This is a genomic window from Sphingomonas sp. Leaf20 (assembly GCF_001421535.1).
Taxonomy (GTDB): Bacteria; Pseudomonadota; Alphaproteobacteria; order Sphingomonadales; family Sphingomonadaceae; genus Sphingomonas.
Genome location: NZ_LMKN01000002.1, coordinates 1 through 11,885, shown reverse-complemented (window position 1 = coordinate 11,885; position 11,885 = coordinate 1). Strand labels below are relative to the sequence as shown.

Sequence of the window (11,885 nt, the reverse complement as noted above, 5' to 3'; positions counted from 1 at the left end):
TCATTCAAAGCGCTCGCACCACCTCGTCGCCTTCACGCGCGTGGCGGACCAGCTCGCGCCGGCCGTCAGGATATTTCTTGATCAGTAGTCCTTCGGGCGTGTCGTCTTCGACGTAATAGATTGGGCGGCCGGCGGCCAAGTGTTCGCGGGCGGCAAAATCTCCGTCTCGCTCTAACCCTTCCGCAATAATATCCCAGAGATCGGTCGTGCCACTGTTCGCATCTGCGTCCATTCTAATGCCCTTCTGAAATCTCGCCTTCATTACAACCCAGCCTCATGTACAGAAAACGACGGTTTGTTGAACACCGAGAGTGGCTTCGGCTGGGGCCGCGCTCCAACGGCTCACGCCTGCTGTCCGCCCGCCCGTCAGTCATCATCACTAAGAAGTGTGCTAAATTGCAGTAGGCGCAGGGTAGGTCACCGCTATCTTTGATCTGCGATTCCTGGCTTCAATCACGGGGTACCATGCCCGTCGGATCCGTTGGTATGTTTCCATAGCGCTCAAGCAGTGCTGAAACCTTGGTGGCATAGCGCGGATTGGCCGTGACGAAATCCCGCGCGGATCGGCGCACCACAGCTTTGCCGACACGTTCGCCTCGCGCTGGGTATTGATCGATGACGGGAATGAAACCATGTATCCGCCAAGCAATGTCATAGCGACGTTGATCGACTGCACTGAACATGGCGAGCGCAACCTGCGGCAGGCTGCCGTAGATCCGGCGCATGCCCGCTTCAGGGTCGTCTGGACAAGTTTTCCCGTCCCAGCTGTAGTGGCCATGCAAGGCCTCTACCATCACTCCATCGCGCTCCGCCTTTACGACAAAATAGGATGTAACCGTAGTCGAATGCGCGCGCGCTTGATGCAGTATGTAATAGAAGTGCCGCTTGTCGTGCGCAGATAGTACAATAGTTATGTCAATATCTTGCCAACGCTCGAAAAACGATTGGACTGGCTTCTTCCAGCGGGGTTCAAAGGAGATGAAGTCCATAAAGGCTTGCTGCTGCGCCTGCCAAGACGGTTTGGCTAAGGGTGTTACCTTAGCTTCGAAGCTGTGCCGGTTGCGACGACCGGCGCCAGAACTGATTGAAAGAGCGCCGATCTGGCGGAGAACGTATTCGTCATCGGCGATGAGTTGCGATCGCGGCCACGCCCCCATGCGAGTGACTGACGTTACATCATACCGCGTCAGTAGCGATGCAATCTTTTCCGCCGTTCCTCGTCGATCCTCGGCAAGAGTAGGAATGATCCCTGGGGCACCGTCTGCGCAGATCCACTCAAGCGCATCACATTCGGCCTCCCATCCTAGGAAGCCATACGGGGGCCGGCTACCGACTGGCTGACCGATCACGTTCTCAATTGCCTCCAGATGCCGCTCAGCTATACGCCAGACGCATGCGACGATCCTAAACGGAGCTTCTTCAGCAAAGACATCATTTGCGAGATCAAGTTCGATAAGGGCGATTCGAATCTGAGGGAGCAAGTTTGCGCGGCCGCGAACATGCTCTAAATAAATGTGTCGATCTTTCGCCGCCGCGAAGTGCAAAAGATCGATCTCGGGGCTGAGCTGTGGCAAGAAAGTCAAAGGCAGAAGTGGCTGCACTTCAAGTGAAAGTGAACCATTCACGTTCTTGACAATGAAACCGCGGACATCGACGCCAGCGGAAACGGCAAAATAGGATAACGGGACGTTAAGTTCATGCCAGTCCGTAGATACCATGACACATCGGATCATCTCGCGTGGAATGCGCTCCTGATCGACTAAGAGTGTTACGTATTTGCTGAGCTCATGTACTCCGGTACGGGCGCTGGCGTCACTGCGTTTTACTTCGATGCATACAATGTGATCAAAAGAATCTCTTGCAATAATGTCAATCCGGCCGGCAGCCCCATGCGGGTTGGCCACAGAGTATTCTTTACCAAGCAATTGCAAACCCGGCTCGATCAGGTCTAGGTTCGCAGCCAAGGCATCGCGCAGTTCAAGTTCGTTCGCGAATAGACCGACTACCGGTAATCGCGGATTAGCCGTGCGGGTAGGAGTGTTCATATGTTCCGCATTCCAGTTGCTTTGAGTACGGTTGGCAGTTAAAATTGAGTAGTTTTATTACCGCCGCTCCTGAGACGGTAGCTCTTATCAGAATCCGTCATTAGCGGTTGCCTAGCAGAATCGTCGCTTCATTCTCACCGCGGGAGTAAGCGTTTAATGTCGCCGCGATGATCCGCGCTTCAAGAACATGAAGTTGATCATTGCCTCCGCGCAAAACAATGCCTGCTAGTTGATGCTGCCCATTTGCGTTTACGCGAATGACCGGGCTGCCCGATAGATCGTCGAAGTTCGTTAAGCCATGAATGGACTTAACGTCGACTTGGAAGGTGCAGTCGTCTTCCCTCCATGACCCACGATGACTTTGCCCGACGAGCAAAATTGGACAATATCTGATGATACGGTCTTCCGGGTCGAATTCTCGAGTTTCACTTGGAAACCCTCGGACCAAGACTGTTCCAAACGATACATCGGAAGTAAGGCCGTCTAAGCAGAGGGGTTCCTCGCCACAAAAGAGGTGCCGCACAAGCAGATCTTGTTTGACTGGTGCGATGGCTAGGTCCTGCCACTCGGCCGTTTCCTCTGTAGCTATTGGCTTAATCCGCAGAATCGCTTCGTGTGGAACAAAAGCGTTATTCGGCTCTACAGCGTGTTCGATCGAGTATGGTATGCGCAGTTGGTCCGCCTGTATGGGACTTCCCATATATTTATCGAAAAGATGGGCTGCCGTTACTGCGAATACCTGCCCTCCGAGCTCGACCAGGACCGAAGAGCCGGAGGTTCCGTAGGGAAAATCTTCATCATCAAACTCGAATAGCACTGGCCGGGCACATTTGGCAGCCTGGAGAGCGCTTGCGGCTTTCCTTAGAGATTTCTCTTTATTGGTGGCCATTGGACTCTTTGCGTTGGCGAAAAGCAGCGGCCCGGTCGGTTCCCGACTTGCCAACTTGTCGCTGAGGTTTTGCGATCGACTTTAGCAAGCGGCTGGCGATTTAGGAGCATAATGTGCGGACCTAACGACATGGTGCCCCCGTCGCGAAAGCAATATGCCTCGGGCGATCAATCCGCTCGTATATGTTCAATAAACGGCCGATTTCTGCACATGGACCATGGATTGATCGCTGCATGGGCTTTGCCATCCTGAAGCGACCAACAACCCGTCCGTTAACGTATGTCCAGAAAACGGCCTGATATGCTGTCAGCTAGCCGGAGAGGGGGCTGACAACGCTCGGTAAAGGGTAGCATGGTGACATTTAAGGAGTTTGGCGGCCTCGCGCACTGACGTGCCCTCCCCCACTAAGCGCGCACCCAGCGCTATCTGATCGGCAGTGAGCTTGGGCGGGCGCCCGAAGCGCACTCCCCTTGCCTTGGCAGCTACCCGCCCACTGCTGGTGCGTTGGTGGATCAACTCGCGCTCGAACTCAGCAATGCCGGCGAACACGGTCAGCACCATGCGACCCGCTGGCGATGTCGTATCTGCCCAGGGCTCGGCTAGTGAGCGCAGGCCGGCGCCAGCCTCCTTTAGCTTCTCGGCAATGTCGAGCAGGTCGCGTGTGGAGCGTGCCAGTCGGTCGAGCCGCGCCACCACCACAGTGTCCTCACCGCGCAGCTGATCGATCATTTTAGCCAGTTCGGGCCGATCACGCTTCGCGCCCGAGATTTTTTCCTCGAACGCCCGCTTGCATCCAGCCTCTTTCAACGCGGCACGTTGCAGCCGGAGATCCTGGTCATCAGTGGACACACGGGCGTAGCCGATCAGCATGTCGCATAACTGTATCGAAAAGAACGTGTACTGCAACAGACTTTTGCGACATAGGTGTACAAGGGAACATGAATGTCGAGCGCTATGTCGCTAAACTTAGGCCTTCCCCGGTGCGGCCCAACCGATCCGCGCTAGCGTGCCAAGTAGGGTAGACCGCGGTACTTTGAAGGTCCGGCAGACGGACGCTTTACTGGCTCCGCCATCAAGCGCGGCGGTGATCCGTTCGAGCGTTTCCGCGTCGATCATCGGCGGGCGGCCACCTTGGCGTCCCCGGCGTTTGGCTGCGGCCAGTCCTGCCATCACCCGTTCGCGCGTCAGCGCACGCTCATATTGTGCCAACGCGCCGAACAGGGAGAACAGCAACTCGCCGTGCGGCGTCGTTGTATCCATCTGCTCGGTTAGCGATCGGAACGCGATACCGCGCGCCTTCAGGTCGGTGACGATCGTCAGCAGGTGCGGCAGTGAGCGTCCGAGCCGGTCGAGTTTCCAAACGACCAGCGTGTCGCCCGCGTTTAAATAGTTGAGGCAGGCTTTCAGCCCCGGCCGGTCGTCGCGCGCCCCGGATGCCTTGTCGGTATGGAGATGCCGATGATCGACACCAGCTGCGACCAGCGCGTCGCGTTGAAGATCGACCGTCTGGCGGTCGTCGGCCGACGAAACCCGCATATATCCGACCAACATGTACGACAAACCCCCGAAAACATATTCTCGTACACTTTATCAAAGCGACAGGGTTTGTCGATCATTAAGACCGAAGGCGGGTGTGGTTCGGCCAAAGTGCAGGTCAGGGTGTCGGCTATCATGTGTTTTCCGACACTGGCGGGGCTAGTCGGCGCTTAAAAACGGCAGGGCCGTTCACGCCCAGTTGTTGCCGTTCCGAACCGTGAGGCGCTTGCTCGAATGTGGTCATTCGTTCAGCATTGCTCGATGACGGATCGAGAGCCCTTCCATGCCCTGATGACAGAGGTTTGCGTAGAACGCGGTTGGTGCGGATCGGTGGTCGATGACAGCCCGATGCACGTCACCGATTTCTTGCCTGATAGAGGAATGGTGACGGTCGATCAGTTCGTCGGGTGGCTGTTCGAAGCCGATGGCGTCGATCCGAGCGCCGACCTCCCAAAATGGCAAAAGCACATCGACGGCCTTCGCGACGCGTTCATACGCCACATGGGCAGCAATTCCGTCGAAGTCGAACGTTTGGGGTGGTTCGACAACTAACGCCCAATAGCGGACATTCCACGGGCCGGGGTGACTGCAGGTTACCTGCCGGCTAGGTGAGACTGCTAATAGCGATCGGAAGTCGATCAGCCTTCAGGAGAGTGCCTGTGCTTTTTCACACCATGGTCGGATCCAATGACATTGAACGGTCCAAGCGCTTCTACGACACGGTGCTCGGCACCTTGGGTGCAGGGGAAGGGACGCGAAATATCGCCGACAGCGGCCATACACGTCTGATCTACAATAACGGCGACGGAACTAACTTTATCGTCAGCCAGCCGATCAACGACGAACCGGCAAGCGTCGCCAACGGCAGCACCGTCGCCTTTTCCTGCGACTCGCCCGAACAGGTGAAGCAGCTTCACGATACCGCCGTTGCCGCCGGCGGGACATCGATCGAAGCTCCGCCCGGACCGCGCGAAACTGCCTCCATGGGCACCATCGAGCTGGCCTATTTTCGTGACCCCGACGGCAACAAATTGTGCGGAATTCATTTTCCTGCCTGATTTGTCCGACACGGGTCCGCTTCTATTAATAGCGGACCCCGATCATCGGATCCCGCGAATGTCCGCTTTCCTCTCCATCCCGGCCGTTCCGCTAACGCCCATTCTCGGCCGTTCAAGTGGTCGACTTGCGAGCCCGAAAGCAGCCATTTGTTCAGGGCGATCTATCCCATCCCGGCCATTCCTGATGCAAAAATCAAAAGTTTTGCATCATCACTCTGCTACGATCGTCAACTATGCCTTGACTCTTTTTCGTCAATGAAAGATTGACGAGTCGTCAACGACTAATTGACGGAGAAGATCGTGCAGATTAGTGAGCAGCAGGCCGTCAGAGGGCAAACGGCCGCTATCGTATTGAACTGGGCAGCGGACCGTCAGCCTCCTTTTACCGGTGAGACCGCAGAGGGGTTTGCGGAAGCTATTACGGTAGCGCACTTGGTTGCAGATGAGGGAAGGATCAGCCTTCATCGCTGGATCGACGCAGCCCGGCGAACCGGGTTGAGTTGGACAGATATCGGAAACGCCCTTGGCATCTCAAAACAGGCTGCCCAGCAGCGGTTCAAGTCTGTCGAAATGGGCGACGAACTGGCGAGCGGAGAAGGTGAGGAAATTGTCCGTCTTGGGGCTACCGCCTTCAACGAGATGAGCATCCTGCGCGAGGAAGGCGGGAAGGGGAATGAACTGGTCCGTACTGGCGCTCTCACACTGGTATTTCGGCCAACTACCCACGTATGGGAATATCGACGTAAAATTGGCAAAGCGTCGATAACGGCGGAGATGAAGAAGGCAGGATGGATATACGTATCTAGCTGGATTCCATTTCACTACTTCAAACGATCAGTACCTGCTGAGTGATCTCGATTGGCCGCTTCTCCGATGATCGCTTCGAGAAGCGGCCGAGTTTGTGTTCATGATGCAAAACTCACGGATTTCGCATCGGCCAGAGAACGGCAGGAAAGCTGGGTATCCGCCGATGCAGAAATCTGATGCATTTGGCAGGCGCATTCGATGGCAAGTTTCTCGGAGCGCGGCCCCGAAAGCCGCCAGTCCGCTTTCCTGCCCAACCCGGACATTCCCGAAATTCGATCCAGACCGTGCGAAAACTCACCGCCGCCCCCGATACAGACGTGATGCTCGAAACATAACGTCGCCAGATATGGCTGCGACGCAAGATAGCCAATCACCTGGCAACCGACACGCAGCTATATTAGTACGCTACATTCGGGGTTGGAGTTTTCGCACGGTCTGGATCGTTTTCGAGAAAGGTTTCGTGCCGCAACCAGCCGGTTTTGACACCTGTGAAGGCGGGGGATCTGCTAACCTCGATAACTTATTCGGCATGATCCTTTTTAACATTCGATGTGCTGAAAGCGTGTGGGTATCGTTGATCATCCATGGCCAACGAACGACTGTCATTGACCCGTGATTTCAACGGCCCATTCGTTCACGGTGCGGACCGGTTGGAGCATAGCGCCAAGCAGCAAGCAGATAGCGCCGATCGGCGCACGGAGCTTGCTGCCGATCGAACAGTCATGGCAGCGGAGCGCACCTACGCAGCCTGGGTCCGTACCGGGCTTGCCGCTCTAGCCGCAGGAATTGGCGCCCGCGCATTGCTTGAGAACATCGTGCCCGGCTGGCTTGCCGGTGCGACCGCAACCGTCCTGATCCTGTTCAGCGGCTTCTGCTTCGTTGCAGCGGTCTGGCGTGAAATGATTCCTATCGCCCCACCGCGGCCCGACACTCAGCGACTGCCGGCTTGGTTGCTGATCTCTGTGAACGGCTTCCTAGCGATTGCCGTCTTGGCGGCACTCGTCGGGATTTGGCTGCAATAACCGGCGTGACTATCGCCATTTTACGGATTCTGCTTGCATGACCACGCCGCAACTTATGTCGATTGGCCTGCTGATTGGCATGATGGGCCTCTTTCTTTGGGGCCGATTTCGCTATGATGTCACGGCCATCATCGCCCTGCTTGCCGGGCTGTCGCTGGGATTGGTGAAGCCCAAAGCGGCATTTACTGGCTTTTCCGATGACATCGTTATCATCGTTGGATCGGCGCTGGTGATCTCATCGGCAATGCAGCGTTCCGGCCTAATCGAGAGCGCGCTCGGGATACTGGCGCGGCGCGTGACACGCGTCCGGTCGCAACTCGTGGTGCTGACTACGGCAGTCGGGGTATCGTCCGGGCTCGTAAAGAACGTCGGTGCCTTGGCTATGCTGATGCCGGCAGCCGTGCAGACGGCGAAGAAATCGGACACTAGCCCCTCGGTGTTCCTGATGCCGATGTCGTTCGCTTCGCTCCTTGGCGGGTTGATGACCCTCGTTGGTACGTCGCCGAATATTATTGTCAGCAGAGTACGAGAGCAGATGACCGGTGAGCCGTTCGGCATGTTCGATTATCTGCCAACGGGGCTGGGCCTGCTTGTGGTCGGCCTCATTTTCCTGCGTTTCGGCTACCGCCTCCTGCCCAGGGAACGCCGCGCAGCGCCGACCATGGGCGAAGCTCTAAACATCACGGACTATGTCACTGAGGCGACCATCCAAGACGGATCGCCCGCTGTCGGCGAAACGGTTGAGTCCTTCATCGACCGTCATGATAATGAGGTGACGATCGCCAATGTTGTCCGTGACGATGTGCGCACGAGCATTACGGCCGAGTTCCTTCTGGCTGCCGGCGACACGCTGATCTTGGGCGGTGACCCGGATACGCTTGAGCGTGTCATTGCGGGTGACCACCTAGCACTTGCCGGACAGCATCGTGACCTACCGGAAGGCAGCGAAGATGATGAGGTTGGCGTCATTGAGGCGGTCATCACCACCGGCTCCGTGTTGGTCCGCCAGTCCGCTGGACGACTGCGGCTTCAGCAACGCTATGGCGTCAATCTCATCGCGGTATCGCGCGCCGGCAAACGGCTGACCAAGCAGCTCAGCGAGACCGTCTTGCGCGCCGGCGATGTCATTGTTCTTCAAGGACCCCTCACACTCTTGCCGGAACGCATGCGTGACCTCGGTACGCTGCCGCTGGCAGAGCGTGCCCTGCGTCTGGGAAGTTCGAAGCGTCGCTTCCTACCACTTATCATCCTCGCGGTGGCGATGACCGTAACCGCGACCGGCTATGTGCCTGTGGCCGTCGCCTTCTTCGCCGCTGCCGGTCTAATGATGGCGACCGGAGCGCTACCGCTGCGAGATGCCTATGATGGCGTCGAATGGCCAATTCTCATCATGCTGGGCGCGCTCATTCCGGTCAGTGAAACCCTGCGCACCACCGGCGCGTCGGATGTACTCGCGACCTCGCTTGCCCATCTGGCGGCCTCCTTGCCGCCATGGGGCGCGGTCGCCCTGATCCTCGTAGCGGCGATGGCTGTGACGCCGTTTCTCAACAATGCCGCGACGGTCTTGGTGATGGCGCCAATCGCGGCGGTGTTCGCGCATGACCTCGGATATCGCCCCGAAGCCTTCCTCATCGGGACCGCTATCGGGGCAGGATGCGATTTCCTGACGCCGATTGGGCATCAGTGTAACACCTTGGTTTTTGGTCCTGGGGGCTACCGCTTCAGCGATTACGCCCGGCTGGGCGCACCACTATCGGTTCTGGTGGTCTTGGTTGGTACGCCTCTAGTGATGTGGACTTGGCCACTGCACTGATCGCCGGGTACTGTTGATGGGCAGCATGGCCAAGCCGCAGGCGTTCGAAGATACTGAATGGCGTCCGTGGCGAGGAAGCGTACCGGGCGGCTCGGAAGGTTGTGGCACCGCAGATGTAGCAGGCGTAGGCGGCTTCATGCGTTTTTTCCACTCGCGGGCAGCCATGCCCGTTCTCATCGTCCTACTGCTTGCAACAATCACGGCAGCTGGACTGGCGACGTCTTGGACGCTGTCGATTGTGATGTGGCTTTCGAGCGCCGTTCTCGCCGCAGCCCTGTTTGCAACCTTGATGCAGGACGCCGACTGACATGGCTTCAGCGCCACTGATCGATAGCGCAGCTAGTCCACCTGGATCTGGTCGGGTGGCGCCATCGTGGCTCCGTAAAGCTTTTCGATCCAGCGAAGCTGCACTCATCGTGCTGGCCATCATGATCGGCAGTGCAGCCGGATTGCTCAGTGTCGTCCAGGGTACGCTCGCACAGGCGATGCAGCATCTGCTTTATGCCTTGTCGCCGGATGAAAGGCTGAGTGCGGCCACGACGATCCCTTACCTTGCTCTACTTGCCCTGCCGGCTGGTGGAGCCGTCCTCGCACTCTTCTCTTGGGTTACTCATGCTCGCCGGCGCCGGATGGTCGACGCTGTAGAGGCGAACGCCCTTCATGGTGGTCGCATGTCATGGTCCGACAGCCTCGTTATCTCCGGGCAAACGATCCTTTCCAACGGCTTCGGTGCGTCTGTGGGGCTTGAGGCGGCGTATGCGCAGTTGGGAGGGCTCGTCGCCTCGCTCAGCGGCAACTGGTTTGCGTTACGCAGGTCCGATCTGCGCATCTTGGTCGGCGCCGGAACGGGCGCCGCCATCGCAGGTGCATTCGGGGCTCCATTAGCTGGGGCCTTCTATGCCTTTGAGATCGTAATCGGGGCCTATACGATATCAGCGCTGGCACCTGTCGCTGCGGCGTGCCTGGCGAGTGTCCTTGTGGCGCAGGCGTTTGGTGCTCAACCGTATCTGGTTGCGGCTAATGCAGGCGAACAGATCGAGACGTTCCACTACCTTCTCTACGCCGGTCTTGGGGCCTGTGCCGCTGGCGCTGGTATACTGCTGATGCGGGCTGTTGCGGAGATGGAAGCAGCTACACGCAAACTGCCGATACCCTCGATTTGCCGGCCGATATTGGGCGGTCTTCTGCTCATCCCTCTGGCGATGCTCACGCCGCAAATTCTCTCTGCTGGTCACGGCGCCCTCCACCTCAATCTTGAAGCCGAGGTATCGCTGCGCTTCCTCGCCGCCATCTTCGTCGTCAAGTGCGCGGCCTCCATCATCTCACTTGGCTTTGGCTTCCGCGGTGGCCTGTTCTTCGCATCCTTGTTCTTGGGCAGCCTGCTGGGTCACCTGTTTGCTGGTTCACTCGAATGGATTGTCGGATCGCCTGTGATCGACCCGCACAATGCGGCCCTGGTGGGGATGGCCGCATTAGCGGTCGCCGTAGTTGGCGGGCCGATGACGATGGCGATGCTAGTCCTTGAGGCGACCCACGACTTCTCCCTTGCCGGCGCGGCCATTGCAGCATCGCTGGTCTCGTCCACCATCGTCCGCGAGCTGTTCGGCTATTCCTTTTCTACGTGGCGCCTGCATCTCCGGGGCGAAACCATCAAAAGCGCCCGCGATGTCGGCTGGGTCAGAACGCTTACAGCGGGCAAGATGATGCGACGTGTCGAAAGGGCTACGCCGTGCAACACGACGATCGCCGAGTTTCGTCGGGCGTTTCCGCTTGGTTCCACAAGTCGGGTCCTACTAGTCGATGACCACGAAAATTATGGCGGTATCGTACAGACTGCCAGTGCATTTGCCGAAGAGGTCGATCAGAAGGCACCGATCGGGTCGCTGGCGATCCACACGGGTCTCGCCCTTACGCCGGATTCAGACATCAGAAGCGTCATGACTACGTTCGATACCGAAGGTGCGGACGAACTGGCGGTAGTTGGAAGCGACGGGGCAGTTCTCGGCATCCTCTCCGAGAGCTATGCGCGACGCCGCTACGCAGAGGAATTGGACAAGGCGCAACGTGAGTTGTTTGGAGAAAGCTGACCAGCCGGCACGCAGCAAACGCTTCGTCCTACCGGTCTCGCTTAAGCCGGGCTTCGATTTTGACCCAGAACATGCCGCATCGCAGACCCATTCCGGCGAGTTGGGCGCCATGTACTGACATCAGCTCCGCACCGCGGCGAAACTGTTCAACCGGCACGGATATGGCGACGAACAGCCCGGCGTAGAGCAGCTGCGACATGATCGAGTGGATCACGACGGCGACCCCCAGCACTATCAGGCGGGCAGGCACGGAAGGCCGATGCGGCGCCGGATCGGGGCCTGTAATGAGCTAGGCGTAAAGGCATCCTGCTGCGACGAAATGGAAGTGCACCAGGTAGTGGAGCGCACCTGCCCTCTCTAAAGCAGCCAGTCCGCTTTCCTTCCCATTGTCGGCATTCAGCGGCCCGATATGTAGAAAACCCAGTCGTAATCACCATTGTGCGACAAACAAGTGCTTTCCGACACTCTCGAGACGTCGTGTCGACCTAGCCCAGCGTCATGCCGAATATACCGGACACGGACAGCGGGGCGCAGGTTTCACCGGAATCCTCATTTTTGCACCTGAACGACAGCGCCCGGCATCATCGGGTCGCCCGGAGCAATGACGAGGTAACGGCGCATGTCGCCT

Annotated in this window: 13 protein-coding genes; 7 read left to right on the top strand and 6 right to left on the bottom strand. The window is 57.9% G+C overall.

The features are described 5' to 3' along the window. Positions 1–4: 4 nt before the first annotated feature. The 5 genes from ASE72_RS07845 to ASE72_RS07825 all read right to left on the bottom strand — a co-directional run bounded on the left by ASE72_RS07845 (position 5) and on the right by ASE72_RS07825 (position 4,485). Positions 5–232 carry a hypothetical protein gene (locus ASE72_RS07845; RefSeq protein ID WP_156350277.1) on the bottom strand — a complete coding sequence of 76 codons (228 nt, stop codon included), beginning with the start codon at positions 230–232 and terminating at the stop codon, positions 5–7. Between the two features lie 217 nt (positions 233–449). Continuing rightward, on the bottom strand, positions 450–2,045 hold the full coding sequence (locus ASE72_RS19580; RefSeq protein ID WP_082445887.1) for an endonuclease NucS domain-containing protein: 1,596 nt from the start codon (positions 2,043–2,045) through the stop codon (positions 450–452). Between the two features lie 100 nt (positions 2,046–2,145). Beyond that, entirely contained in the window at positions 2,146–2,934 is a 789-nt protein-coding gene (locus tag ASE72_RS20180; protein WP_156350275.1) for a hypothetical protein, read from the bottom strand. Between the two features lie 306 nt (positions 2,935–3,240). Further along, the gene (locus tag ASE72_RS07830) at positions 3,241–3,804 is read right to left on the bottom strand and encodes a recombinase family protein (protein ID WP_056019359.1); all 564 of its coding nucleotides are present in this window, start codon (positions 3,802–3,804) and stop codon (positions 3,241–3,243) included. A gap of 96 nt (positions 3,805–3,900) precedes the next feature. Continuing rightward, the gene (locus ASE72_RS07825; RefSeq protein WP_056019277.1) at positions 3,901–4,485 is read right to left on the bottom strand and encodes a recombinase family protein; all 585 of its coding nucleotides are present in this window, start codon (positions 4,483–4,485) and stop codon (positions 3,901–3,903) included. Between the two features lie 333 nt (positions 4,486–4,818). Here ASE72_RS07825 and ASE72_RS20175 point away from each other — a divergent pair, with 333 nt between their 5' ends. The 7 genes from ASE72_RS20175 (at position 4,819) to ASE72_RS07800 (ending at position 11,257) form a co-directional block, all read left to right on the top strand. Then, on the top strand, positions 4,819–5,022 hold the full coding sequence (locus ASE72_RS20175; RefSeq protein ID WP_156350273.1) for a hypothetical protein: 204 nt from the start codon (positions 4,819–4,821) through the stop codon (positions 5,020–5,022). Positions 5,023–5,129: 107 nt separating this feature from the next. After that, positions 5,130–5,528 (top strand): VOC family protein, encoded by a 399-nt coding sequence (locus ASE72_RS07820; protein ID WP_056019274.1) that lies wholly within the window; start codon positions 5,130–5,132, stop codon positions 5,526–5,528. A gap of 300 nt (positions 5,529–5,828) precedes the next feature. Continuing rightward, positions 5,829–6,380 (top strand): hypothetical protein, encoded by a 552-nt coding sequence (locus ASE72_RS20170; RefSeq protein ID WP_156350271.1) that lies wholly within the window; start codon positions 5,829–5,831, stop codon positions 6,378–6,380. 539 nt (positions 6,381–6,919) lie between these two features. Further along, a complete protein-coding gene (locus ASE72_RS07810) occupies positions 6,920–7,357 on the top strand; it encodes a DUF202 domain-containing protein (protein WP_056019268.1) in 438 nt (145 codons plus the stop codon). 37 nt (positions 7,358–7,394) lie between these two features. Further along, positions 7,395–9,170: an SLC13 family permease gene (locus tag ASE72_RS07805; RefSeq protein ID WP_056019265.1), complete on the top strand. Its 1,776-nt coding sequence runs from the start codon at positions 7,395–7,397 to the stop codon at positions 9,168–9,170. Positions 9,171–9,195: 25 nt separating this feature from the next. Then, on the top strand, positions 9,196–9,477 hold the full coding sequence (locus ASE72_RS20165; protein ID WP_132833781.1) for a hypothetical protein: 282 nt from the start codon (positions 9,196–9,198) through the stop codon (positions 9,475–9,477). A 1-nt stretch (position 9,478) separates the two neighbouring features. Beyond that, on the top strand, positions 9,479–11,257 hold the full coding sequence (locus ASE72_RS07800) for a chloride channel protein (RefSeq protein ID WP_082445489.1): 1,779 nt from the start codon (positions 9,479–9,481) through the stop codon (positions 11,255–11,257). Positions 11,258–11,285: 28 nt separating this feature from the next. On the opposite strand, the gene ASE72_RS07795 is transcribed toward ASE72_RS07800, so the two are convergent. Further along, positions 11,286–11,471, bottom strand: a complete 186-nt coding sequence (locus tag ASE72_RS07795) for a hypothetical protein (RefSeq protein ID WP_132898276.1) — start codon at positions 11,469–11,471, stop codon at positions 11,286–11,288. Between the last annotated feature and the right edge of the window lie 414 nt (positions 11,472–11,885).

Coding starts and splice junctions, on each gene's coding strand:
- ASE72_RS07845 (WP_156350277.1), bottom strand. CDS start 232: ATGGACGCAGATGCGAACAGTGGCACGACCGATCTCTGGGATATTATT.
- ASE72_RS19580 (WP_082445887.1), bottom strand. CDS start 2,045: ATGAACACTCCTACCCGCACGGCTAATCCGCGATTACCGGTAGTCGGT.
- ASE72_RS20180 (WP_156350275.1), bottom strand. CDS start 2,934: ATGGCCACCAATAAAGAGAAATCTCTAAGGAAAGCCGCAAGCGCTCTC.
- ASE72_RS07830 (WP_056019359.1), bottom strand. CDS start 3,804: ATGCTGATCGGCTACGCCCGTGTGTCCACTGATGACCAGGATCTCCGG.
- ASE72_RS07825 (WP_056019277.1), bottom strand. CDS start 4,485: ATGTTGGTCGGATATATGCGGGTTTCGTCGGCCGACGACCGCCAGACG.
- ASE72_RS20175 (WP_156350273.1), top strand. CDS start 4,819: ATGCACGTCACCGATTTCTTGCCTGATAGAGGAATGGTGACGGTCGAT.
- ASE72_RS07810 (WP_056019268.1), top strand. CDS start 6,920: ATGGCCAACGAACGACTGTCATTGACCCGTGATTTCAACGGCCCATTC.
- ASE72_RS07805 (WP_056019265.1), top strand. CDS start 7,395: ATGACCACGCCGCAACTTATGTCGATTGGCCTGCTGATTGGCATGATG.
- ASE72_RS20165 (WP_132833781.1), top strand. CDS start 9,196: ATGGCCAAGCCGCAGGCGTTCGAAGATACTGAATGGCGTCCGTGGCGA.
- ASE72_RS07800 (WP_082445489.1), top strand. CDS start 9,479: ATGGCTTCAGCGCCACTGATCGATAGCGCAGCTAGTCCACCTGGATCT.